Raw genomic sequence first — 24,293 nt, 5'->3', positions numbered from 1 at the left:
ATTTCAAACGCTAATAACCTTGAGGCCGGCCGGGGCGTTGCGAAGTCGCAGGAATTCGTCGCACCCGAGTTCAATCAAGCCGGGTACAGGCGAGAGGTCGAGCTCGGTGAGGTTGTTCCAACCGCAATGGAGTTCGGTCAGGCCCGGCACCGGAGATAGGTCGAGTGCTGAAAGTTTGTTGCCTTCGCAATGGAGTTCAATCAAGCCGGGTACCGGCGAGAGGTCGAGCTCGGTGAGTTTGTTCCGACCGCAATGGAGTTCGGTCAGGCCCGGCACCGCCGAGAGGTCGAGTGCTGAGAGTTCGTTGCTCCGGCAAACGAGTGTGGTCAGCTCCGGTACCGGCGAGAGGTCGAGTTCGGTGAGGTTGTTGAGTTCACAATCAAGCTTGCTCAGGCTCGGCACCGGCGAGAGGTCGAGTTCGGCGAGGTCGTTGAACTTACAATCAAGCTTGCTCAGGCTCGGCACCGGCGAGAGGTCGAGTTCCGCGAGTACGTTCTCCCCGCAATGGAGTTCGATCAGGCCCGGCACCGGCGAGAGGTCGAGTTCCGCGAGTTCGTTGTCCCCGCAATGGAGCTCGGTCAGGCCCGGCACCGGCGAGAGGTCGAGTTCCGCGAGTTCGCTGTCCCCGCAATGGAGCTCGGTCAAGCGCGGCACCGGCGAGAGGTCGAGTTCCGCGAGTTCGTTTTCACCGCAATGGAGCTCGGTCAAGCGCGGCAACGACGAGAGGTCCAGCTCGGTGAGGTTGTTGTACTCGCAATGGAGTTCGGTCAAGCCGGGCACCGGGGAGAGGTCAAGTTCCGCGAGTTCGTTGCCCCCGCAATAAAGCTCGGTCAGGCCCGGCACCGGCGAGAGGTCGAGCTCGGCGAGGTCGTTGCACGCACAATCAAGCTTGCTCAGGCTCGGTACCGGCGAGAGGTCGAGCTCGGTGAGGCCGTTGCCCCCGCAATCGAGTTGGGTCAGGCCCGGCACCGGGGAGAGGTCGAGTTCCGCAAGCTCGTTGTCACCGCAATAGAGTTCGGTCAAGCAGGGCACCGGCGAGAGGTCGAGCAATTTCAGTCCGAGCGAACCGCAGAGTAGGGTTCGCAGTCTCGGCAGAACCGGGCGGAGGGCGGTGGCCGTGTCCGGCCAGTCCCCCTTGAGACCCAAGTAACGAATCAGCAACCCCGACTCCCAGTTGCCGGGGATGAAAGGGAAGACGTCGAAGTCCCATGCGACGCCGACCATGGCGCCGTCCGCCACGGCAAAGCCGATGTACTTATCAACGGCCCATTCCACCGAACTCAAGGGCCAGGCGAGCCGTTTCAGGACCTCCTCCGGCGCCAGGCCCGCGGCCTCGGCCCAATGCAGGGTCTGCCGATAATCGGGCGCGCGCAGCAGATAATCCCCGACGGGAACGCGTGCCGCGCCGAGACTCTGCGCCCGGGCACGCGCCAGGATGTCCCCGGTCACCTCCGCCATGACGCGACGGGTGCGGCCGCCCGGCGTGGCGACGTCGGTACCGGGCCGCGGGACCAAGAGGTGCTTCTTGTGGTCGTGTTCCATGTGCAATCTCCAAATGCATCCTCTGCATCAGTGGGTCGATCGGCGCGTTATGGCCGGATAAGGCACCTGACGAGTGCGCTCGGGATGGCCGGCACCGTTCGGGAACGGGCTCTGCGCAGCGCGGCGCCGGCGGGGCGGTTGTCTCAAATCCTGATCTTTCCGATCTCGTCCAGCGTCAGGTCGCCGTGCCGCCGGTCGTAGAGCTGGGTGGTGCGGGTGCTGGCGTGGTTGGCCAGCGCCGCGGCCTGCTCGAGCGTCCCGCCGTGGGTCAGATACGCGGTGATGCCGGTGGCCCTGAAGCTGTGGTTGCCGACCTGCGTGGCGATCCCGGCCGCCGCGGTGCGCCGGCGGATCATCGCATGGGCATTGGCCTGGGCGAGCGGACGCTCGCTCAAACACCCGGTGCCGCGCCCGAGGGTGCGGAACAGCCAGCCCTTGGGGTCGCTGCGCAGGTCCGCGCCGACACGGGCGAAGGAATACACCATCAGTGCGCGGTCGCGCAGGCCGGCCGGGGTGTCCGCGGCGATGCTCTCGAGCAGGTGCCGCGCCTCCGCGGCGTCGAGCACCGGGGTCTTGCCGGTCTTCACCACATGGGGTAGACCCAACAGTCGTGTCATCAGCCGCCATTTCGCAACGGAAAACCTCCGGGCCAAGGTTTCCGTCAGAAATATCTTATCGACAGGGTTTTCCGTGCGGTCCATGCGTGGGTTTGAGGTCCGATTTTCACGGCTTGTCATGGGTGTCGGAAAACAGATGATTCTCGACAGGCCGCAGCAGCGTTGGGACGACGCCCAGTGGCGGCTGATGACACGACTGTTGGGTCTACCCCAACCCTCACGCTCGCAAGCTCGCGCTTACTTAAAAAACGACGGCACTCACACGGCCGGACTTAAAGACCTACCCTTCGCCATCCCTGGCTTCACCCCCCCTACGGCGGCCTTGCGGGCACATCCATGTGCCCTTCAAAAAGAGTCCTAGCCTTCGGCTACGGACTTCTCTTAAGGCCTCCTGACGTCGGCCAAGACGGCAAGAACCGCATTTCACGCTTCCCCGTCCCCCCCTGTCCTCACACGACTTTGGGCAGTAGGAAAAAGAAGATATAAGCGGAGTTTATGGCCCAGGAGAAGCTCAGGCGGAGGAGGGGAGACGAACGTGGACGAAGAGCTCGACGACTTCAAAACACACATCAATCTCTCGGAGTATGCCGCGGCGCAGGGCTATGTCCTCGATCGCCGAGCCAGCTCGAAGAACTCCGTCGTCATGCGCACCCGGGCAGGCGAGAAGATCGTGATCGCCAGAGCCGAGGATCGGCATTGGATTTACTTTTCGGTGCAGAACGACCTCGACAACGGCTCGATCATCGACTTCGTGCAGAAGCGCCGGAACTGCTCGCTCGGCGGGGTCCGGCAGGAGCTGCGCCCGTGGCTGGGCGGGGCGCGTCACGTCGTCCGGCCCCAACCCGACCTCTTCGCCCGCGAGATCGCCCGAATCTCCCGCGACCGCGCCCGTGTGCTGCTCGAACTCGCCCGCATGAAACCCCTGCTGTTTCACCGCTACCTCGAAGAGCGGGGCCTGCCGGCGTCCTTTCTCAACAGCCCGCGCTTTGCCGGCAAGCTCAAGGTCGATTCTCGCTCCAACGCCATCTTTCCCCATGCCGACCAGGAGGGTCCCTGCGGCTACGAGGTGAAGAACCGCGGGTTCACGGGCTTCGCCTCCGGCGGCGAGAAGGGCCTGTGGTTCTCCGCGGCAAACAGCACCGACACCGCTCTGGTGATCGCCGAGAGCGGTATCGATGCGCTCTCCCATGCCGTTCTGCATCCGGACGACACCGCCCGCTATGCCAGCACCGGAGGCAGCCTCAACCCCACCCAGCCGGAGTTGCTCCGCAGTGCCATCGGCCGGATGGGACCGGGGTCTCGGATCGTGATCGCCACCGACAACGATCCCGGCGGCCACGCCCTCGCCGACCGGATCGAGGCTCTCGCCCGCGAGACGGGCCGGGAGGACTTCGTCATCTGCCGCGACCAGCCCGGCGAAGGGCAGGACTGGAACGATGTCCTGAGGGCGGGCGGGGGGCCGACCTCGGCCTAGCCGCCCTGATCCGCCTTTGATTGATCGCTTTGCGGTTTGACAAGACCTTGAGGACCTCGTCGGGCAGGTCCGGGCGCGTGGTCTTCAGGTTCGGGTCTATGTCGTTGACATAATTTGTATGTAGTAGTATGTTGTATTTTACAACATACTACATACAATTTACGACAATGGCCATCACCCACGAGCAAATCATCGAGGTTGCCGATGCCCTGGTCGCCGCCGGTCAGAATCCGACCATGGCGTCGGTCCGCAAAGCGCTCGGCGGCGGCAGCTTCACGACCATCAGCGAGGCGTTGAAGGCTTGGCGGCAGACCCGTCAAGAGGAGCGCATCCGCGCCGAGATCATCGACATCCCCCCTTCGCTGCAACAGGCCTTCGAGGAGGCGGGGCGCCTGGTCTGGAAGGAAGCCACTGCTCAGCATGCAGCCAAACTCGCCGAGGAGCGCCAAGCGCTCGAGGATGCCCACGACCGTTACGAAAACGAGCGTAACGAGGCGGTGGACGCGGCCGATCAGATCTCGGCGGAGTTGGAGCAGACCCTCGCGGCGCTGGAGCGGGAACAGTCGGCCCATGCCGACACACAGCGCAACCTGATGGAGGCTCGGCAGGAGATCGAGCGCGTCCTTGCCAAAGGTCGGGAGCTGGAGGCCCGGGTCGAGGAGCGAGGGCGTCAGGTCACGACCCTGGAGTCGGAACTCGCCGCGGCGCGTGGCGAACTCGCCGCGGCAGGCGAGCAAAAGGGGCGAATGGATGGACAGTTGCAGAGCGCCGAGGAGCTGCGGACACGTTTGCAGGCAGATCTCACACAGGCCCGGACGGCGCTGGCCGAATTGCAAGGTGAGGTGAAGCTGAAAGTGTCGGAGGCGGCTGCCGCCAAGGAGCAGACCACGGCAGAGCGGAAGGCGAGGATCGAGTTCGAACACCAAGCAGCGCAGCTGCGCGATCAGTTGGGTGAGCTGCGCGTGCAGGTGGCTCAGCTCACGGAGCGTACCGCCCACTTCGACGATCTACGGGCACTCATTCCGACCCTGGAATCCCCAAGCACGACCAAAGGCGCGCGTGCGCCCCGTAAACCCCAGTCCCCCTGACGGGTTGCCCAGATCCGCGAGGCATGGAGAGTGGAGCGAGGCCGAGCAGCCGATGCCCGACCTCGATGACCTCATCGGGCAGCAGATCCGTAGTCTCCAGGTTCAGGTCTATGTCGTTGAGATACTTTGTAAATAATATGTAGAAAAATACAACATACTATTACATACAGATTGCCACCTATCAGTTTACCCGGGCGGTCGAGCCGGTCTTGCGGCAGGTCCGGGGGACCGCCTGGCAGGATGTGCAGGGCAGCTCACCGGCGAGCGCGAGGCCCTCGCCCCGCACACCGCGACCTGGAGCAGGAGCGTGCCTTGCCGAGATCGGCAAGCTCGACGGGGAGCTCGAGGCGCTGCGCGTCTTGAGGTGAAGCTGGATCTGGATCAGGGCGCGCGGCGATGCGGAAGGTCTGCGCGCTGAGTTTGCGACGGAGCGACGCACCCGCGAGGAGGCGCATGCTGCGCTCCACGAGGCTCAGGCGGTGATCGCCGAGCGGGCGGAGCGCAGCGTGGCGCAGGAGGAGGAGATCATCGCGACCCTCGCCGAGCGCACTGCCCATGTCGAGGCGCTACGTACGCTCATCAGGATCCGGGATCGGTTAGGCGGGCGGAAGGAGAGGGCGCGCCGTAAAGGTCATCAAGAATAGGAATGCGTGCACGTCGTGGGGAAGCGCTGGGATATACCGGAACAGCAGTTGTCGAGCCGCCGGAACCCCGGCGGCAATCGCAAGCCTATCCTCCGAACAGCGAGGGAGGCGGGAGATGCTAAGATTTTTCAAGCCGCCGGAACCCCGGCGGCAATCGCAAGCCTTCGTCTGCTCAAACGCCAAGTAAAAGTAATCGCTGCGAGCGTTGTTTGCAAGAGCCTTGATCATCGATTTGGCCACCTGCGGGAAAGTTGGGCGGCATCCGGAAGTAACACTCTGAAATACAAAGCCATGCGTGGTGATGGCCTATCCTTGGAATAGGGTTTTGGGCGAGACGATGATCAAGACCCTTGCCTTGCAAGAGAATGGCCGTCTTGACCGTCCCCCGTAACGGATCGCCCTGCCCTGATCGCGGATCTCGAATGATCCGAACGCCGTCCTGCAGGCCCTCCTCGATGCCGTGCTCTTCAATGCTCCAATCCACCCGGCGCCCGGCATGGCTCGTCTTGCTCCCCTGTATGATCGCCCTCTGCACCGGACCTCAGCCCGAGGCCGGCGATGACGGTGGGCCGGGGAAGCCGATCCGTGGCGGGGTTTCCGGTCGAGTCGTTTCGGAGAGTGCCGGTTATGGCCGGTCGGGAAGCGAATGCTTCGCTCCTTGCCGGTCATCACGTTCTGTGCAATATGGTTCCCGGAGAATGATGTTCCGCGCTTTGGATGGGGCTCTCGGGAAGGGAATCGGGGAAAGGATCCATGAAACTCGAAGACATCGCACCGGGGCAAAGCCTGACCGGCATCGAGCCCAGCCAGATCGTGTCGGTCATGGCGACGGTCTCGCACGGGGACGGGGCGCTTCAGCTCATCTACAAGACCCCCGACGGCGCGATCAAGGAGCGCCTGCTCGCGCGGGACGACGAGGCCACGGTCGCGATCGCCACTGCCGAGCGCCCGTTCGCCTTCGACGGCGACGGCGAGGCCTTCCAGCTTGCCTGCGAGGCCAAGCGCATCGACCTCGCGTTTCTCTTCGACCCCATGATGGCCGTGCACAGCTCGAACGTCGATCCGCTGCCGCATCAGATCACGGCGGTCTACGAAGCCCTGCTGCCACGCCAGCCGCTGCGCTACGTGCTGGCCGATGATCCCGGCGCGGGCAAGACCATCATGGCCGGACTCTACATCCGCGAGCTCATCATGCGCGCGGACGCCCACCGCATCCTGATCGTGGCTCCGGGGAGCCTGGTCGAGCAGTGGCGCGACGAGCTGTACGAGAAGTTCGGGCTGGAGTTTCACGTCTACGCGACACTCCTCGATCAGATCTCGCCGAGCGGGAACCCGTTCGAGGACTATCCGCGGCTGATCGTGCGGCTCGACCAGCTGGCCCGCAACGAGGAGCTCCAGGAGAAGCTCTGCGCACCGGGTTGGGACCTGGCCGTTTTCGACGAAGCGCACAAGCTCGCCGCCCACTACTCCGGCGCGAAGCTGGACAAAACCGGACGGTTCCGCTTTGCCGAGAAGCTCGGCGCACATGTCCGGCATCTCCTGCTGATGACGGCCACACCCCACAGCGGCAAGGAAGAGGACTTCCAGCTCTTTCTTTCGCTGCTCGATTCCGACCGCTTCTACGGCAAGTTCCGCGACGGCGTGCACAAGGTCGATCCTTCCGACCTGATGCGTCGCATGGTCAAGGAGGAGCTGGTCAAGTTCGACGGTACGCCGCTCTTTCCGGAGCGCCGGGCCTACACCGTGAACTACGAGCTCTCGCCGATCGAGTCGGCGCTTTATGAAGCCGTCACCGAGTACGTCAAGACCGAGATGGGCAAGGCCGACCAGCTCAAGGGGTCACGCAAAGGCTCCATCGGCTTTGCACTCACCGCCCTGCAACGCCGTCTGGCCTCCAGCCCGGAGGCGATCTTCCAGTCGCTCAAGCGCCGCCGTGAACGGCTGGAGAACCGCCTGCGCGACGAGAAGCTCGGGATCAAGGGCAAGCAGGCCCTCGCCGAGACCCTGGCGGGGGTCCCCGAGGACGATGACGATCTCACCGCCGAGGAGCAGGAGGGGCTCGAAGAGACCCTGATCGACCAGGCCACCGCCGCGAAAAGCGTCGTGGAGTTGGAGGCCGAAATCGTCATCCTCCGAGGACTGGAGGAGCAGGCCAAGGTGATTGTCGCGTCGGGCCAGGACCGCAAGTGGGACGAGCTGTCGCAGATCCTTCAGAACAATCCCGAGATGCGCGATGCCGCCGGACGGCAGCGTAAGCTCATCATCTTCTCCGAGCACCGCGACACCCTCAACTACCTGCACGCCAAGATCGCCGGGGTCCTCGGCAATCCGGACGCCATCATCACCATTCACGGCGGGACGCATCGCGACGAGCGCCGCCGCCTTCAAGCGCTGTTCCGCTCCGACCCCGGAGTGCGCGTGCTGGTGGCGACCGACGCCGCCGGCGAAGGCGTGAACCTTCAGAACGCGAATCTGATGGTCAACTACGACCTGCCCTGGAACCCGAACCGCCTCGAGCAGCGCTTCGGGCGCATCCACCGCATCGGCCAACAGGAGGTCTGCCATCTCTGGAACCTCGTGGCCAAGGAGACCCGCGAAGGCGATGTCTACCACCGCCTGCTGATGAAGCTCGAAGTCGAGAGCCAGGCGCTCAAGGGCCGTGTCTTCGACATTCTCGGCGAGGTCTTCGAGGAGACCAGTCTCAAGGATCTCCTGATGCAGGCGATCCGTTACGGGGACCGTCAAGACGTTCGAGACCGTTTGAGCCAAAAGATCGACATGGCGCTCGATCACGAGCACCTGAAATCCCTGCTCAACCGCAACGCACTTGCCCAGGAGACGATGAGCGCCGAGCGGCTTTTTGCCGTCAAAGAGGAGATGGACAAGGCCGAAGCGCGCCGCTTGCAGCCCTTCTTCGTGCGGGCCTTCTTCTCGAAGGCGCTCGATGCACTCGGCGGCACGGCCCATCCGCGCGAGGCCGGGCGCTTCGAGATCACCCATGTTCCGGCAGCGATCCGCGAGCGCGACCGCCGCCTCACCGGGCGTAACCGGCGCGAGAACGAGCCGGTCCTGAAACGCTACAGCCGGATTTGTTTCGAGCGCGCGGCGATCCAGCCCATGGACAAACCTGGTCTGGAACGGGCGCTGCTGATGCATCCGGGCCATCCGCTGATGCTCTCGATGACCGACATGCTCCTGGAGCAGCACGCGAACCTGCTGCGCCAGGGAGCCGTCCTGATCGACCCGGCGGACGAAGGCATCGAGCCCGCTCTGCTGTTCCTGCTGACCCACGAGATCAAATCCGGCGACGGCACGGTGCTCTCCAAGCGTCTGCAATTCGTGCGGGTCGGTGCGGACGGGCAGGCCGTGTTTGCCGGCTGGGCGCCGCATCTCGATCTGGAGCCGTTGAAGGATGCCGAACGTCCGGTGCTGGACGCGACGCTCGCCGCGCCCTGGATCGCCTCGGGGCAGGAGAGCCGGGCGCTTGCCCTGGCCGCCCAAACGCTGGTCCCCGAGCACTACCGCGAGGTCGCACATCGTCGCATCGAGCACATCGAAAAGACCCTAGACGCCGTCAACGAGCGGCTGACCAAGGAGATCGACTTCTGGCAGGATCGATGGATGAAGCTCAAGGAGGACGGCGAAGCGGGCAAGGATGTCCGGCTTAATCTTCACAACGTCGAGCGCACCATTGCCGATCTCGGCAGCCGCCTGGAGAGCCGCAAGAAGGAGCTCCAGTCCATGCGCCATGTGGTCAGCGGCACACCGGTGGTGCTGGGCGCGGCGCTGATCGTTCCGGCGGGACTGATGAGCACCCTGCGCGGGGAGGAGCCGGTCGATTCCGTCGCGGCGACCTTCGCCGTCGATGCGCAGGCACGCGCGCGCATCGAGCGGATTGCCATGGACGCGGTGCGTCGGACCGAGGAGGCGCACGGTTGCCGCGTCGTCGATGTCTCCGCCGACAAATGCGGCTGGGACCTCACGGCCTATCCGCCCGTCCTCGACGGCAAGCAGCCCGAACCCCGGCATATCGAGGTAAAGGGACGGGTCAAGGGTGCGAGCACCGTGACCGTGACCCGCAACGAGATGCTCTATGGGCTTAACCAGGCCGAGAAATTCGTTTTTGCTATCGTGCTCGTAGACGGCGATGGCTACGATGGACCCTACTATATCCGCAACCTCTTCCTCCAGGAACCGGCTTTCGGGGTTGCAAGCGTCAACTACAAACTGAATGAGTTGATATCAATGGCGCTACCCTCCTTTATGTCATCGTGATGAATCCGTCAAGTGCATGTCGATTCTGCGGCAAAGCTACGCCTCTGGTGAAAGCGCATATCATTCCGAAAGGTCTCTATTGGGGACTTGATCAAACGATTGTCACGGATGATATCGTGAACAAAGGAAAGATCATAAAGCGAAGAGGCGATAGGCATAAGACGCCTGTTGTTGTGTCAACCGTTCAAGGTGAATTCCAGAGGCGGACGCGAAACGGACTTTGGGGTCGCTTCATTTGTGAGACTTGCGAAACCAGATTTAACGCATGGGATAGCCATGCTATCGAAGTGCTCAGAAACTCAAAGCCGCAGATTCTGGTGCAAGCATGGAAATATGAAAATTTCGAGTACGCTAAACTGAAGTTGTTCTTTATATCACTACTTTGGCGCGCAGCAGTTGCGGACGAGCCGTTTTTCGAGAACGTAGCGCTGGAGGCACGGGATCTTTCACGGATAAAGTTGCTAATTAAGAAATCCAGACCTGGATCTTGGACCGAGTACTCTGTTCTTCTTTGGCGATCCGACGAGATAATTGCTAAGGCTATGCTTCCCCCCGAAAGAGTGGAGTATGAGGGACTTTCGTTTATCCTGATGTATTTCCCTGGTTACATGTCTTTAATCAAAGTCGACCACCGTCCCTTACCAATTCGGTTAAAGCCATATTCGCTTAATGAATCCCAATCGTGGTTGGTAGGTAGGAGAGATTACTCTACCTCGGGAGAGTGGAAGCGAATGCTTCACACAGCAAGGAAAACTCTAAAAAAGTGACAATATCAATTAAGAATCCGAAAAAGCTGATCGAAGTCGCGTTGCCTTTGGATGCGATCAACATTGCATCAGCGCGCGAGAAGTCGATTCGGCATGGCCACCCCAGCACCCTTCATCTGTGGTGGGCGCGTCGACCGCTTGCGGCGGCGCGAGCGGTGATCTTCGCGCAGATGGTCAACGATCCATCGTGGAAGTGGGAGATGGAGCATCCCGGCGAGGTGCCGCCGGGGAACCTCAAGGGCAGCTGGGCGGCGAGCCGCAAGCGACTGTTCGCCCTGATCGAGGATCTGGTGAAGTGGGAGAACACCACCAACGAGACCGTGCTGGAGAAGGCGAGAGCCGAAATCCGCAAATCCTGGCGGGAAACCTGCGAGTTGAACAAAGATCATCCGCAAGCGACGGAGCTGTTCGATCCCGACAAGCTGCCCGCCTTCCACGATCCCTTTGCCGGGGGCGGAGCCCTGCCGCTCGAGGCGCAGCGCCTGGGGTTGGAAGCCTACGCGAGCGACCTGAATCCGGTCGCCGTCCTCATCAATAAGGCGATGATTGAAATCCCGCCGAAGTTCGCGGGCAGGCCTCCGATTAATCCGGAGGCACGCAGCAAGAAGCAGGTCGTGGCGCAGGACTGGACGGGCGCGCGTGGCCTCGCCGAGGACGTGCGCCACTACGGCCAGTGGATGCGCGAGGAAGCGCAAAAGCGCATCGGGCATCTCTATCCGCCAATCGAGATTACGGCAGAGATGGCTGAGGATCGCCCCGACCTCAAGCCCTATGTCGGGCAGAAACTCACGGTGATCGCATGGCTGTGGGCGCGGACTGTGAAGAGTCCGAACCCGGCGTTTAGGCATGTCGATGTGCCGCTCGCTTCGACCTTCATCCTTTCGAGCAAAGCGGGTAAGGAAGCCTATGTCGAGCCGGTGATCGATCGGGATAGCTACCGGTTTACAGTGAAGATGGGTAAGCCGCCTGATGAGGCGAAGGGGGGGACGAAGCTCACACGCGGCTCATTTCGATGCCTATTGTCTAATACGCCTTTCCAGTACGCTTACATTGACGATGAAGCGAATGCCGGTCGCATGAGCGCTCGCCTTATGGCCATCGTGGCAGAAGGGCAGCGAGGACGTGTCTACCTTGCGCCTACATTGCTCCAAGAGGAGGTAGCCCTCACAGCGGAGCCGACGTTTAAGCCTGATACGCCTTCACGTGGGACATGGGCTAGCAATGCTCAAGGACGCATTTACGGGTTTAAGACATTTGGCGACTACTTCACATCTCGCCAGCTCGTGGCGTTGACGACGTTCAGCGATCTGGTCACAGAGTCCGGGGAAAGGATTTACCGCGATGCCGTAGCCGCAGGAATGGCTGATGACCAAACAGGGCTTGATGCCGGTGGTCTCGGCGCGTGGGCTTATGCCGAGGCAGTAGGGGTTTATTTGGCATTTTTGGTAAGCCAAGTTGCAAATCATTCCTCCTCCGTATGTGGATGGAACAATGCGAACACACAGATGCGTAGTGTGTTCGCACGCCAGGCTATCGCAATGGTCTGGGAGTATGCTGAGAGCAACCCACTCTGTGATTCGTCAGGAAGCTACTCAAACCTCTTCGAACGGCAAGTTAAAGGATTCAAAGCGCTTGGCAGTAAAGTGGCGGGCTTCGCATCGCAGGCTGATGTGAATCAGCAATCGATTTCTTTGGGTAAGCTAGTCTCTACCGATCCTCCTTACTACGACAACATCGGCTACGCAGACCTGTCTGATTTCTTCTATGTCTGGTTGCGACGCGCGCTCAAGCCTTTCTTTACTTCTCTATTTGCAACCCTTGCAGTACCAAAAGCAGAGGAACTTATAGCGACGCCCTACCGGCACGGCAGCAAGGATAAGGCAGAGGCGTTCTTTCTCGATGGCATGACCAAGGCCATGCAGAAGTTGGCTATGGAGGCACACCCAGGATTTCCAGTTACTATTTACTACGCTTTTAAGCAGTCAGAGAGTGAAACAGGTACAGGAACTACTAGTACAGGGTGGGAAACGTTCTTAGACGCGGTCTGTCGCTCGGGCCTCGCAATAGGAGGCACTTGGCCTGTTCGAACTGAGAAGCAAGGTCGTGTTATTGGCAATGATACCAACGCCTTGGCCTCCAGCATCGTCCTCGTTTGTCGCCAGCGTTCTGCCGATACTCCGTCGATTTCCCGCCGCGCCTTTCTGCGAGAGTTGAACCAAGTGCTCCCCGAGGCTCTTGATGAGATGACACGAGGCGCAGGAGACGAGCGCTCGCCGGTTGCCCCGGTGGACCTCTCGCAGGCTATTATCGGCCCTGGCATGGCGGTCTTCTCAAAATATGCCGCCGTGCTTGAAGCCGACGGCACGCCGATGAGTGTGCGTACCGCCCTTCAGATCATCAATCGATTCTTCGCCGAGGACGACTTCGACCCCGACACCCAGTTCTGTCTGCACTGGTTCGGCCAATATGGATGGAAGGAGGGCAAGTTCGGAGAAGCCGATACCCTTTCCCGTTCCAAAGGGACGAGCGTGGAGGGAGTCAGGCAATCGGGCGTGCTCTATGCTACGGGCGGCGTTGTGCGCCTGCTCAAATGGCCGGAGTACCCTGCCGACTGGGACCCGCAGAAAGACGAACGCCTACCGGTCTGGGAGCTCCTGCATCAGCTCATCCGGGTCTTCAAGGCCGACGGCGAGCGGGCGGCGGGCCTGATCGTCGCCGCCGTGCCCAGCAAGGCCGAGGCGACGCGACAACTCGCCTATCGGCTCTATACGCTCTGCGAGCGGGCGGGATGGGCCGAGGATGCCCGCGCCTACAACGAGATCATCACGAGCTGGAGTGCCATCGAGGCCGCAGCTGCAGCCGCCCCGACGCCCCTTCAGGCGGATATGTTTGACTAAAGGGAAGGACGACGCATGAAGCCCTGGAGAGAAATCGCGGTTCCCCATCAAGACGTTCTGGAAGGGTCGTTTCAGCAATCCGAGTTCGCCGCCGACATCACCGCCGTCCATACCGGACGCGCCCCGCGCGAGTATCAGGATGCGGTGGCCTTCTTCGAGCGCACCTTCATCACCGAAGGCATGGGCCTTCTGTTGACCCAGGTAGCGCAGCGGCTGGCGGGTCGTGGAGGCGAACCCGTCATCCAGCTGCAAACGCCCTTCGGTGGCGGCAAGACCCACACCGAGCTTGCGGTCTATCACCTCGCCACGCGCGCCTGTCCCTTGTCGGACCTTGCCGGGATCTCGGTTCTTGTCGAACGGGCCGGTCTGATGGATGTCCCCAAGGCGCGCGTTGCCGTCCTGGACGGTACGGCCCATTCCCCCGGACAGCCCTGGAAGCGCGGCAAGCAGACGATCAACACACTGTGCGGCGAGATGGCCTGGCAGCTCGGCGGCGAGGAGGCTTTCCGCCTCGTCAGCGAAGCCGACGCCCACGGCATCTCGCCGGGCAAGGATGTGCTGCGCGATCTGCTGGAGCTTCATGCCCCGTGTGTCGTCCTGATCGACGAGCTATTGGCCTACATCCGGCAGTTCCCGGAAGGCAAAACGCTCAGCGGTGGCAGCTTCGACAGCAATCTTTCCTTCGTGCAGGCCCTCACCGAGGCGGCCAAACTGGTTCCGAACACCATTCTGCTCGCGTCCCTGCCGGAGTCCGAAGTCGAGGCGGGCAGTCAGCGCGGCGTGGCCGCCCTGCGTGCCCTGGAGAAGACCTTCGGGCGCGTGCAGGCCCTCTGGAAGCCGGTCGCCACCGAAGAAGCCTTCGAGATCGTGCGCCGTCGTCTCTTCGAGCCGGTGCGCGATCCCCAGGCTCGTGAGGCCGTTTGCCGCGCGTTCGCGGATGCCTATGTCGCCGAGGGCGCGAAGCTCCCCTCCGAGACACAGGAGCGGCACTACTACGAGCGGCTCGTGCAGGCGTACCCCATCCATCCCGAGGTTTTCGATCGGTTGTACGAGGACTGGACCACCATCGACGGCTTCCAACGCACGCGTGGTGTACTCAAGCTCATGGCCAAGGTCATCTATCGCCTCTGGAAGGACGACAACAAGGATTTGCTCATCCTGCCGGGCAGCCTGCCGCTGCACGACGGGAGCAGCCGCAACGAGCTGACCTACTACCTTCCGGCGGGCTGGGATGCCGTGATCGAGAAGGACATCGACGGCGATCGTTCCGAAACCGTCGAGCTGGAGAACAAAGAGCCGCGCTTCGGCCAGGTCGGCGCGGCACGCCGCGTCGGGCGCACCATCTTTCTCGGCAGTGCCCCGTCCTCGGTCGCGACCAAGGCGACGACACGGGGGATCGATACCGCGCGCATCCTTCTGGGCTGTCTGCAACCCGGACAGGCATCGTCCATCTATACCGATGCGCTGAACCGCCTCGCGGATCGCCTGCACTATCTCAACAGCTCCGGCGACAAAGCCCAGGATACGACCCGCTTCTGGTTCGATACCCGCGCGAACCTGCGCCGCGAGATGGAGGACCGCAAGCGCCGCTTCGACGACAAGACCGAAGTGCGCGTCAAGATCGCCGAGTCGCTCAAGAAAGTCGTCGGCCACGTCGGATTTTTCGATGGGGTCCACACCTTCACGCCCCATGCCGACGTATCGGACGACACGGCGCTGCGTCTTGTCGTGCTTCCGCCTGAGTATTGGTATACGCGCGAAGAGTCCCGCCTTGCCGTCGAGGCCGTTCTCGATGCGGTCCAGAAGAACGGTGCGAAGCCCCGCTATCGCGGCAACCGGCTCCTGTTTCTCGCGCCGGAGCATGGATCCTTGTCGCGGCTGAAAGACGCGGCAGCGACTGCGCTCGCCTGGAGCTCCATCGTCGATGATGTGAAAGAGGGCCGCCTGACCATCGACAACTTGCAGCAGAAGCAGGCCGAGAAGGAATGCAAGAGTGCGGAGGAGGTGCTGCCGCGCGCGGCCCGCGAATGCTACAAGTGGTTGCTGTGCCCGGGCCAAGATGCTCCGACCGATCCCAAGCCCGCGGTGGAAGCATTCCCGCTCAACACGACCGGCGGATCTCTCGGGTCCGAGATCGAGCGGGTGTGTCTGGACAACGAGCTGGTCATTTCGACCTGGTCGCCCATCCATCTGCGGACCTTGCTCAAGGATCTGTACTGGAAGAACGGCCAGATCGCGGCCAAGGCATCCGGCCTGTTCGAGGACACCCTACGCTATCTCTATCTGCCGCGATTCAAGAGCCGGGATGTCCTGCTTCAGGCGATCCGCAGCGGTACTGCGAGCCGCGATTTCTTCGGCACGGCCTATGGTCAGAACGGCGAGACGTTTGAAGGGTTTCAGTTCGGCGGCGGCGATGTCGTCTTCGACGACACACTGCTGCTGATCGAACCAGAAGCCGCGAGGGCCTATGAAGAGGCCCATGGTCCCGCTGCGCCGACCACCGGACCGGAGCCGGAGACGCTGGGTGTGGCCGACACACCCGACGATACGGTCCCGCCGGTCCCGCCGGGTCCAGGACCTGCGCCCCGTCCTGACCCCGTTACGGCCAAGCCGAAAACCTTTCACGCGAGCGCGGAGGTACCGACCGCAACGGCGAAGATGCGCCTCGTGCAGATCGCCGAAGAGATCGTCTCGGTGCTCTGCTCGGACCCGAACGCAACGGTTCGCCTGGTGGTGGAGATTTCGGCGGATTTTCCCGAGGGAGCATCCGATACCGTGAAACGGGCGGTCTCCGAGAACGCCAACAGTCTCGGGCTTAAGAGTGCGGACTGGGAGTAGGCGATGCGTTCCGAGTGGGTAGGCTTCTTGGCCGAGTAGGCGATCTGTTCGTGTCTGTCCTTTCAGGAGGTTCGGATGGGCGGTAACCGATTGAACTGGGATATGGCGAATCGGCGCGCTCGGGCCAGACGTCATGGCTCGGAATCAGCCTTCGTGGATCTTCCTCCGACCGGATCGTTTGCCGACCGCGCCCGCTATTTCGACAAGAGCCAAGGGAAATCGCCTAAGCCGCGCGAACCTCTGAAACCCCTGGTCAAACCCGCACCGCTGCGCCCCCAGTCGCAAAAGGGGGGAAAACAGAGCCAAGGGACGCCACGGCAGACCACACCGACCACGCCGTTGGCGAAATGCCCCGAGTGCGGAGCGCTCGTCAAGAAGCTGCGCGCGCACATCACGAAGGCACACCCGGCGTTGGCGGCCACCAATGGCAGCGAGAAAAGGCCCAAGGCGGCTGCCAAGAAGCCGAGCCCAAAGGAGCAACCTAAGCAGAGCGAGGCCGCACAGCAGGTTCAGACGGCCAGGCAACCCATGCCTGCCCTTGGTCCAGAGCGGTGCCCGTTCTGCGTTGCGCAAGCATCCGATCTGCATGATCACATCCTGGACGAGCATGGATCGGAGAAGCTCGTGCAGTGGATTCTTTCTCGCTGATGAGCAGACAGTCCAGGAGTTGGGCATGGCAAAAGACAAGCAGATCCCGCAGTTTCACGAGCTGATGAACCCCCTCCTGAAGGCGCTCCGCGACCTTGGAGGATCCGGCTCGATCGCCGAAATCGGAACCAAGGTCACCGAAACGCTGGAGCTTCCGGAGAGCGTTCTGAACACGCTCCACAACCCCGAGAAGAGTAGCCAGAGCGAGTTGGAGTACCGCTTGGCATGGGCGCGAACCTACCTGAAGAAGTTCGGGGTGCTGAACAACTCGAACCGCGGGGTTTGGGTCATTGTCCCGGAACAACAGCATATCGAAGCCGTTGATCCTCAAAACGTCGTGAAGACGGTCCAGGAGTTCCACCGCCGCGAGCGCTCGACAAAAGAGTCCATTGGATCGATCGACGAGGATCTGCCCGAGGCCGCGGAAAACTGGCGGGCCGCGCTCCATCAAGTCTTGACGAAGGGGATGACTCCGGATGCCTTCGAACGGCTCGTCAAGAGGATGCTGCGGGAGTCCGGTTTCGTGAAGGTCGAGGTCACAGGCCGCAGCGGTGATTGCGGCATCGACGGCAAAGGGATCATGCAGATCGGAGGACTACTCAACTTTCACGTACTGTTTCAGTGCAAGCGATACCAGGGCTCGGTATCGTCGAGTGATATTCGAGACTTCCGCGGGGCACTCGTCGGCAGAGCGGACCGGGGTCTGTTCGTCACGACCGGCACCTTCACGAGCGAAGCAACCAAAGAGGCCACCCGAGACGGCGCCCCGCCGATCGATCTGATGGACGGCGAGCAGCTCATCGACAAGCTGAAAGAGCTTGGACTCGGTATCAAGACGGAGATGGTCGAGCGCGTCGACATCGACGAGGACTGGTTCAAGAACATTTGATGCTCCGATGCTCCCCGTTGATCGACATCCGCCCGCGACCGAAGCAGATACGCTCGGCCTCGCCCGAAATACACCTCTGCGCACCCTGCGCACAGCCTCCGTTGCAGCCCTCGCTGCTCCGCCGTGGATAAGCGGTGCGTTTCGCTCCCGATCCGTACGATCCTCGTCGATCGACACCTGATCCCCGCCCCCGTCGGTAGGACATAACCTCCTTTATGTCCCTCAAACTAGCCGAATGGCACGGAATGCGCGATCGATGAAGAAAAGGCCCCGAAAAAGCCCTGTTTTCGCCGTTGCGGTCGAGTATCGGCATGTCATTGTTATTGCTCCCCACATGCAGAGCGATACCCACGATGACGATGACGATGACGATGACGATAGACGGAAGTATGGCAGATCTGAATAAGGATATGTTCCGAGAGCAATTTATGGAATTCGTCCGGGATCTGGATGAACTGTCGCAGTGCGCGCTCCTCATCGGGCACGCCGCGATCGGATATACACCGGATATAGGCTGCTACCTGACCGATGACCTCGATGATCCGGATACGGTCTGGTCAGGAGGCCTAACGGCATGTGATACGCGCTTGATTTTTAAAGAGATGCGTACGATATCGCGCGCGCTCGTCGCCGCGGCGGAGGACTTCAGCGATCCTCGCGAGAGTGGCCCCGATCCGCACATGGTCAGCGAGTACGTGGCGGCCATGCACGTGATGATATCGATCCTCGCGCTCGTAGCCTACCGACGCTTGCACCAGGAGGTCGAGTGCGCCTATGAGAGTTACGCGACGCGCCTCCGGCCACCATCCCCGGGGTCGTCTGCTCATCACTAATCGGTTCGGCGCTCTCCAGCTCCGGAGAGCGCCCGGTTTTCCGGAATCGCGAATCGCGTAAATCTCACAATCATCGGTTTAAACATGCGCATCTCATTCGTTCGTGACGGCAATGAAATCTGGTACTACGATATAGCGGAGGAGCGAACGGTGGGGATTGAAACCCACCTGTTGTTGCCGGGTGAAATGAAGGTTTCCGTGCTGAGCAAGGCTTGGGAAGAATGGTCATCGCGATGGCGCAAGACGTATGTCTTAGAGGATGGCATGCGAAAGTCCCACGCCGCTTTTTGCTCGATGGTCACCCAGGGAGATGGTGCGTTGGTTCCGGTTGCCGTCGTGGGCACTAGCGAAAAGTCGATCCGCGTACGAGTAAAGGCGGAACTTTACTCGTTTTGGGTCGATAAAGAGATTACCGAACACACCATTACCGTTCCCCGTAGCATGTTAGTAGAGCATGAAGGCACCACTTATTTCCCGCGATGGATGATTAAAAGAACGCTTCGTGAACGAATCACGAAGGGGAAAGCGTGGCCGAAGGTTATCGGCAGTGGCGTATGGCTCGATGCTCCGCTATTCTGGGAACGTTGTTTCCGGCCGGCGCTCGACATCTGGGCGACGCATGAGGAAAGCAATAAAAAGGCGATTGAAGAGCAGCAGCAGCGACGACGGCAAGCACAAGCAAGAACGGCTCCGCAGAGGCCGGAACCGCCACAACCACCGAAGGTGGAAGTGCCTCCTGCGTATCGACGGCTTCCGATGGTGCAGGCCTCTGGCGTGGAATACGATGACTGGGTATCCGTCGGGAGCGGACGCAATAAAAAAAGAAAGAAGGTCGTGATCGAAGTGGGATGTGCAAAACTGTTTTTTTCGGAAAAACAGGTTGTGATCGAGACCCCGGCCGGGAAATCAATACGCAAGGCGCGGACGAATGTTCGGTTTGCCTCGGAATTGACTCAATAGGCGTCCTCGGTTTCTGCATCGAGACCTGTGCCGGCCCGGAATCGGGCGGCTTTTGGCGGACTTTAGGTTGGCTTGCGGTCGCCGCGGGTGCAACACTCCTTGTATCGGGCGCATGTGGGTGCGGTAAAACTAAAGTGCACTTTAGTTTGGCGGGGTCGCCACACTCCGTATTTCTGTGTTTGCAGAAATACGCTTTCGTTGAGTGACCTCGTCGGGCCAGAGTGTCCTTCTGAGGGGGCACGAGGCTTAAACTGAAGTGTGACTTCAGTATCTCCGTGTTTCTGCATTTCTGTAGCACACCTTGTTCCGGGAAATTTCCCGGAACGCTCGCCCGTGCGGTCACCGTCCAAGGGCAAAAACTCAAGGTTCTGGAAAAGCTTACAGTGGCTGTGGTTTTTAACGTGTTCTGGTCACCGTGCTAAGGCCAAACCTCCAAGGGTCTGGAGCCCGTGTCTGAGTTTGGGCATGCCTAAACTCGTGGAAATGCCTCTGTATCTGGGTTTAGTCATGACTAAACCCGTGAGCTAAATCCGTGACCAGACTTGAACATGTTCAAGTCTCGATTTTACGGAATCCGTAAATTTCCAACACCACCATGCTCGCATCATGGTCTTTTCAGCCCCGGCCTCGGTTTCTGCACGCAGAAACCCCAGGCCCGTGCCTACCGGCCGTCCAGAAACTCAAACTCGTTTGAGTTTCTGGACGGTGCGGTCTCTTGGTCTGACGCAAAACGTCGCGCCACGTACTCTTCGCGTGCGCCTCCAGATCTGATTTCCCGCACGGCTCCACCGTCGTTTTCTTCCTGTCCGCGCTCGCGTGCGAATCCGATCGTTCAATCCCGCACTACGGTTCGAGCATGCGACAGCCCGTCGCTCTCTTGAATAAAGAGCGAGACGATTTAATTTTTTCTAAAGTGACTTTAGAATTTTCATCTCTCTCTTTTAATCTCGTTCGGTACATTCGCGATCGAGTCGCCGACGTTTTTCGATCTCGTTTTTTATTCATTGAATCAGAACGTTTCGAATACAAGAAACTTTTTTAATCTTATTTATCAGTAAGTTATAGATGATAATGCGTCCCATTCGCTTAATGTAGCGGTCAGAATCCGTTTAGAATATTTTCTTGCTACTTCTCGATTTTTGTTTCTATACTGATATCACACCGACAACATGTCCGCCCGAAGTTCAGCACGGAAGATGCGGGCACCAGACCGATCTACAGCGATACGAGGCACCCAATGAACATGACTTCTCACGCGAGAACGCGACAGAGCCAACGGGCGGTTCCCCCGTTGATCGTTGATTGGCTGGATAGGTACGGTACCCGCGAGGCGGACGGGCGGGGTGCTGAGATTGTGTACTTCAACAAGCAGAGCAAGCGCACGTTGGAGCGCGATGCAGGGAAGCGCGTGGTTGATCTACTCGGGCAGTACTTCGATGCGTACCTCGTTGTCGAGGACGAGAAGGTGATCACGGTAGGCCACCGCTACAAGCGCGTGCGTCGGGCCTAGAGGCAAGGGGCAACGTCCCTGTCGGTAACGGTCGGTGGCGATGACAGAGTCTGATGGACTGATGGAGCGGGGAAGACGCAATGGCTGGGTTAGGACAGAACAACAGTGTGTCGAGGCGGGTGGAGCGAAAGGACGAGATTTGCCCTCGCTGTGGCGGTGACGGGGGAGTGCGGGGTGGTTGCTACAAGTGTGATGGAACGGGCTGGGTGACGCACAGCGCTCGGGTCGGCTTCCGTTCAGAACTTCGGGTTGTCGGCCCACGCGGAGAACTGAGCCGAATCTCGAACGCTGACTACCTTGGCGGAAACCGAGGTGCGTTTTTCCGTGACCGTGACGGGAGAATCGGCTCGTTTCCCTCGCATGACGACTACTCCGACGACGGCGTCGCGTAAGCGATGTGAGATGGCGAAGAGATACCCGTTGGCCGAGGCAAGACCCCATTACTTTGAAATTTGGAGAAAGACGTGAGCAGGAATCCCGGAAACATCAGATTCGAGTGCTGCACAGTCCCGGTACGTGGGAAGGATGGTTTCAATGCCTGGTGCAATATGGTCACCAGTACTGCGTTCGCGGCGATGGAAAAAGTGAAGGAAGATGGTTGCAAGAAGACGGTGGCATCGGAGCGGATCGCGCATACCAGAAAGGCGATTCTTGAGGGCGCCATACAGAATGCGAGGCGTCGGAACGAAGGAGCGGAAGTCCATGTGGGACTGTCCGAGCCATGTCCCGAAAGAGGGATCCCGCACGTCAGTGGAAAAGCCGACAATGCAAGGAGTATTCGAGCCTCGCGTCCATGGCTCGTTCATTCTGAAGCTGTCACGCAGGAGTTAGCGCAAAACTTTATTAGAAAGAGTGCTTGGTGGCATACGCATTCGTCTGGTCAACCGGTGCGAGCACCTGGGCACGCAAGCAGGGTTTACAAATCTCATCATGGCTGGGCCGTTGACTTTGGCGCCAATACGTTTCTTGTCGCCAAGGCAATCGCACGTTGTGGAAAAGAACTTAATGTGATCATTGATCGTGCTGTGCGAGGCGAAGCGATAGATTTGCCAGCGATCCGACAAAAACTTATGCTCCATATCCGCGGTGCCGTTGCAAACAACAACGGGAACGAGTATGCCGGTTATTACCCAGTGTCGGGCACTGATATGCTTCTTGGAGCCCAATCGATTGATGTTGAAAACGGCGCAGACTTCGTTATCGAACAGTCAGGTATAAAAAGCATCCTGCCGGTGCCCAAGGTGTCATTTCCAATGACGCCGATGGATCCATGGGTGGCCCGTGCTGTTGCGAACATGCGGAAGGAGTATTCAGAGACGACTTTACGCAGACTGGCCAAGGATTTTGGCGGGGACATCGAAGCATATATGCGAGCGCTAATGCTGAAGAAGAGATAACGATTTCTAATCGCGGTGCGAAACCCCGAACAGGGATGCTCGGGGTTTTTTGTTGCGGGGGCCTGTGTGAGATTCTTGTGGATTCTTAAGTTCCGTTTTTATTTAGTTGCTGCATGCCATAGGTTGACCGTAGGGTTCTCACACACGTCTTACGGGTATTTCGCGGTTCGTTGATGTAGGTCACGGGGCGTGGCGTGTTTGCGCTTGCTCGTCGTTCCGTCCCCTCTGTATACAGTCGAAAAGGGTACCGGCCCTAGAGGGGAGCATGAGTTCACAACTCGAAGAGTATGCGATGAAATCGGAGCTCTATGTCGTGGCTCTCACTTTTTCTATACTGGCTATCAGCATCCAGTTTCCTGCTGAGACGAGCGATGTTTGCATTGGAAGGCTTCAAGCCCTTGGCTGGGTGTTTTTGGTTGTGTCGGGAATTGCGGGTATTACGTTGCTTCGCAACGTGTCACGAGATTATAACCAGTATCTCACAAAACGGCGATTAGAGGACATCATGAACGGAGCCCGTCTGGATGATGTTTCGAAAAAGGAATTCCGGAGAGTTTACTCTGAAGAATCCAAAAACCTTTCCCGGAACAAACGCTTTTGGTGGCCCGTTCAAGGTTACTGCCTTGCGGTAGGATTGCTGTTTCTAGCTACGGCTCGCATTCTTAATAGTCCGATCTACTGAAATACCGCACACCGAATGTGAAAACCAGTTTGGTTGATCTTAGATTATAGATCTTATGACGCTTTGATATCCTTCTTCTGGCCCGATGTCTACAACGTTGCATTGCCCGCGATTTTATCTGTTTACCATAGCGACATCCGCATTACTGGTTGGTTTTGGATTGTACGTTTGGTATCGGTCGAGCTGCGACATTATCTTGTTGCGACATTTGTTAGATCCTGTCTGTGAAGTTGGTTTTCGCAATAATATTTTGACATACATCCTTCCTTCGTTTATCCATGTTTATTCGTTTGTTTTGTTGACCGTCATATCGCTACCTTTCTGTCGCCATGCAGCACTCGTGACTGCTTGCCTTTTTTGGGTATTCACAAATACGATATTTGAGGGAGTTCAGTTGATGGGAGATCTCGGCACATTCGATTTGTCTGATGTTACTGCGGCATTGATGGGTGGCGTGTTGGCTTATTATCACTTGCGGAGATATACGATATGAAAAATCTTACTTCTGATAAAACGCGGAGATTACAAAAATGAAAAACTACATTCTAACCGCATTTGTTATGGTTTTTGGTGTCCTAGCAATGCTTGGATCCGCAAGCAATCAATCAGTTAATCCTCCTAGTGCTGCCAGTACCGATTTTACGTTTGAAAATACGACTACGAAAGCGGTTGTTGATCAACTGGTGTCTTTGAACATGTCAAACGGTTTAACCGTTACGAACGCTACTGATTATATGGTTATTGCCCAGGGCCTTGATAGATCCATGGGGGCAATGATGTTGTATGGTTCAAAATATGACAGAGTGCCCGCCTTACGTTTGACATATAACATCGGAAACTTAGGAGACGGGCGTGTTCGCGTTATAGGGAAAGCTAATATGATAACAAATCCGGGTAGCGCTCATGAGCAATCCAGCGATTTCACATCCGAAATGTCTGGTCATATAAACGGTCAATTGATGACGATTCGGAATCAATTGCAAACAAAATCTTAAACAGCCCTCAGATAGTTTAAAGAGTAATCAGGGCTCCAACCAAACATTAGCGGGTGTCTTGGGGAGTAGGGCTCTCGATGATGAGGCGGTGGTGGGGGTGTCTTGCTTGATTGTGAGTTCGGTGCCGATGTCCCAGCCTAAGTGAGTACGGCCACCTTCCCTGATGGGTTTTTCCTCTTAAATCGTCAACTTGTATGAGGGAGAGCGGTGGGCCTCCCTCGGGGTGCTTGAACAACA

Annotated in this window: 16 protein-coding genes; 14 read left to right on the top strand and 2 right to left on the bottom strand. The window is 59.3% G+C overall.

What is annotated here, in order from left to right; genetic code table 11:
• Positions 1 to 3: 3 nt before the first annotated feature.
• Both BLV04_RS20480 and BLV04_RS20475 read right to left on the bottom strand, forming a co-directional pair.
• On the bottom strand, positions 4 to 1,542 hold the full coding sequence (locus BLV04_RS20480; RefSeq protein ID WP_093036889.1) for a leucine-rich repeat domain-containing protein: 1,539 nt from the start codon (positions 1,540 to 1,542) through the stop codon (positions 4 to 6).
• A gap of 143 nt (positions 1,543 to 1,685) precedes the next feature.
• Positions 1,686 to 2,159 carry a tyrosine-type recombinase/integrase gene (locus BLV04_RS20475; protein WP_217633755.1) on the bottom strand — a complete coding sequence of 158 codons (474 nt, stop codon included), beginning with the start codon at positions 2,157 to 2,159 and terminating at the stop codon, positions 1,686 to 1,688.
• Positions 2,160 to 2,694: 535 nt separating this feature from the next.
• On the opposite strand from BLV04_RS20475, the gene BLV04_RS20470 reads away from it, so the two are divergent.
• The 14 genes from BLV04_RS20470 to BLV04_RS24555 all read left to right on the top strand — a co-directional run bounded on the left by BLV04_RS20470 (position 2,695) and on the right by BLV04_RS24555 (position 24,056).
• Entirely contained in the window at positions 2,695 to 3,633 is a 939-nt protein-coding gene (locus tag BLV04_RS20470) for a DUF3991 and TOPRIM domain-containing protein (protein WP_093036883.1), read from the top strand.
• A gap of 167 nt (positions 3,634 to 3,800) precedes the next feature.
• On the top strand, positions 3,801 to 4,721 hold the full coding sequence (locus BLV04_RS20465; protein ID WP_175534727.1) for a DNA-binding protein: 921 nt from the start codon (positions 3,801 to 3,803) through the stop codon (positions 4,719 to 4,721).
• A 479-nt stretch (positions 4,722 to 5,200) separates the two neighbouring features.
• A complete protein-coding gene (locus BLV04_RS25080) occupies positions 5,201 to 5,365 on the top strand; it encodes a hypothetical protein (protein ID WP_175534726.1) in 165 nt (54 codons plus the stop codon).
• Positions 5,366 to 6,118: 753 nt separating this feature from the next.
• Positions 6,119 to 9,640, top strand: a complete 3,522-nt coding sequence (locus BLV04_RS20450; protein WP_093036871.1) for a helicase-related protein — start codon at positions 6,119 to 6,121, stop codon at positions 9,638 to 9,640.
• A 721-nt stretch (positions 9,641 to 10,361) separates the two neighbouring features.
• The gene (locus BLV04_RS20445) at positions 10,362 to 13,304 is read left to right on the top strand and encodes a DUF1156 domain-containing protein (protein ID WP_245731975.1); all 2,943 of its coding nucleotides are present in this window, start codon (positions 10,362 to 10,364) and stop codon (positions 13,302 to 13,304) included.
• Between the two features lie 15 nt (positions 13,305 to 13,319).
• Entirely contained in the window at positions 13,320 to 16,142 is a 2,823-nt protein-coding gene (locus BLV04_RS20440; RefSeq protein ID WP_093036865.1) for an ATP-binding protein, read from the top strand.
• A 153-nt stretch (positions 16,143 to 16,295) separates the two neighbouring features.
• The gene (locus tag BLV04_RS24570) at positions 16,296 to 16,790 is read left to right on the top strand and encodes a hypothetical protein (protein ID WP_139191987.1); all 495 of its coding nucleotides are present in this window, start codon (positions 16,296 to 16,298) and stop codon (positions 16,788 to 16,790) included.
• 25 nt (positions 16,791 to 16,815) lie between these two features.
• The gene (locus tag BLV04_RS20430; protein WP_093036859.1) at positions 16,816 to 17,679 is read left to right on the top strand and encodes a restriction endonuclease; all 864 of its coding nucleotides are present in this window, start codon (positions 16,816 to 16,818) and stop codon (positions 17,677 to 17,679) included.
• A gap of 353 nt (positions 17,680 to 18,032) precedes the next feature.
• On the top strand, positions 18,033 to 18,512 hold the full coding sequence (locus tag BLV04_RS20425; protein ID WP_093036856.1) for a hypothetical protein: 480 nt from the start codon (positions 18,033 to 18,035) through the stop codon (positions 18,510 to 18,512).
• Between the two features lie 84 nt (positions 18,513 to 18,596).
• On the top strand, positions 18,597 to 19,472 hold the full coding sequence (locus BLV04_RS20420) for a hypothetical protein (protein ID WP_093036853.1): 876 nt from the start codon (positions 18,597 to 18,599) through the stop codon (positions 19,470 to 19,472).
• 1,354 nt (positions 19,473 to 20,826) lie between these two features.
• Positions 20,827 to 20,982: a hypothetical protein gene (locus BLV04_RS25075; protein ID WP_175534725.1), complete on the top strand. Its 156-nt coding sequence runs from the start codon at positions 20,827 to 20,829 to the stop codon at positions 20,980 to 20,982.
• 464 nt (positions 20,983 to 21,446) lie between these two features.
• Positions 21,447 to 22,379, top strand: a complete 933-nt coding sequence (locus tag BLV04_RS24565; RefSeq protein ID WP_139191986.1) for a hypothetical protein — start codon at positions 21,447 to 21,449, stop codon at positions 22,377 to 22,379.
• Between the two features lie 265 nt (positions 22,380 to 22,644).
• Entirely contained in the window at positions 22,645 to 23,061 is a 417-nt protein-coding gene (locus BLV04_RS24560; RefSeq protein WP_139191985.1) for a hypothetical protein, read from the top strand.
• Positions 23,062 to 23,591: 530 nt separating this feature from the next.
• Positions 23,592 to 24,056: a hypothetical protein gene (locus tag BLV04_RS24555; protein ID WP_139191984.1), complete on the top strand. Its 465-nt coding sequence runs from the start codon at positions 23,592 to 23,594 to the stop codon at positions 24,054 to 24,056.
• Positions 24,057 to 24,293 lie beyond the last annotated feature (237 nt).

The organism is Thiocapsa roseopersicina (genome assembly GCF_900106925.1).
Classification (GTDB): Bacteria; Pseudomonadota; Gammaproteobacteria; order Chromatiales; family Chromatiaceae; genus Thiocapsa; species Thiocapsa roseopersicina.
This window is presented reverse-complemented; position numbering and strand designations above follow the sequence as displayed.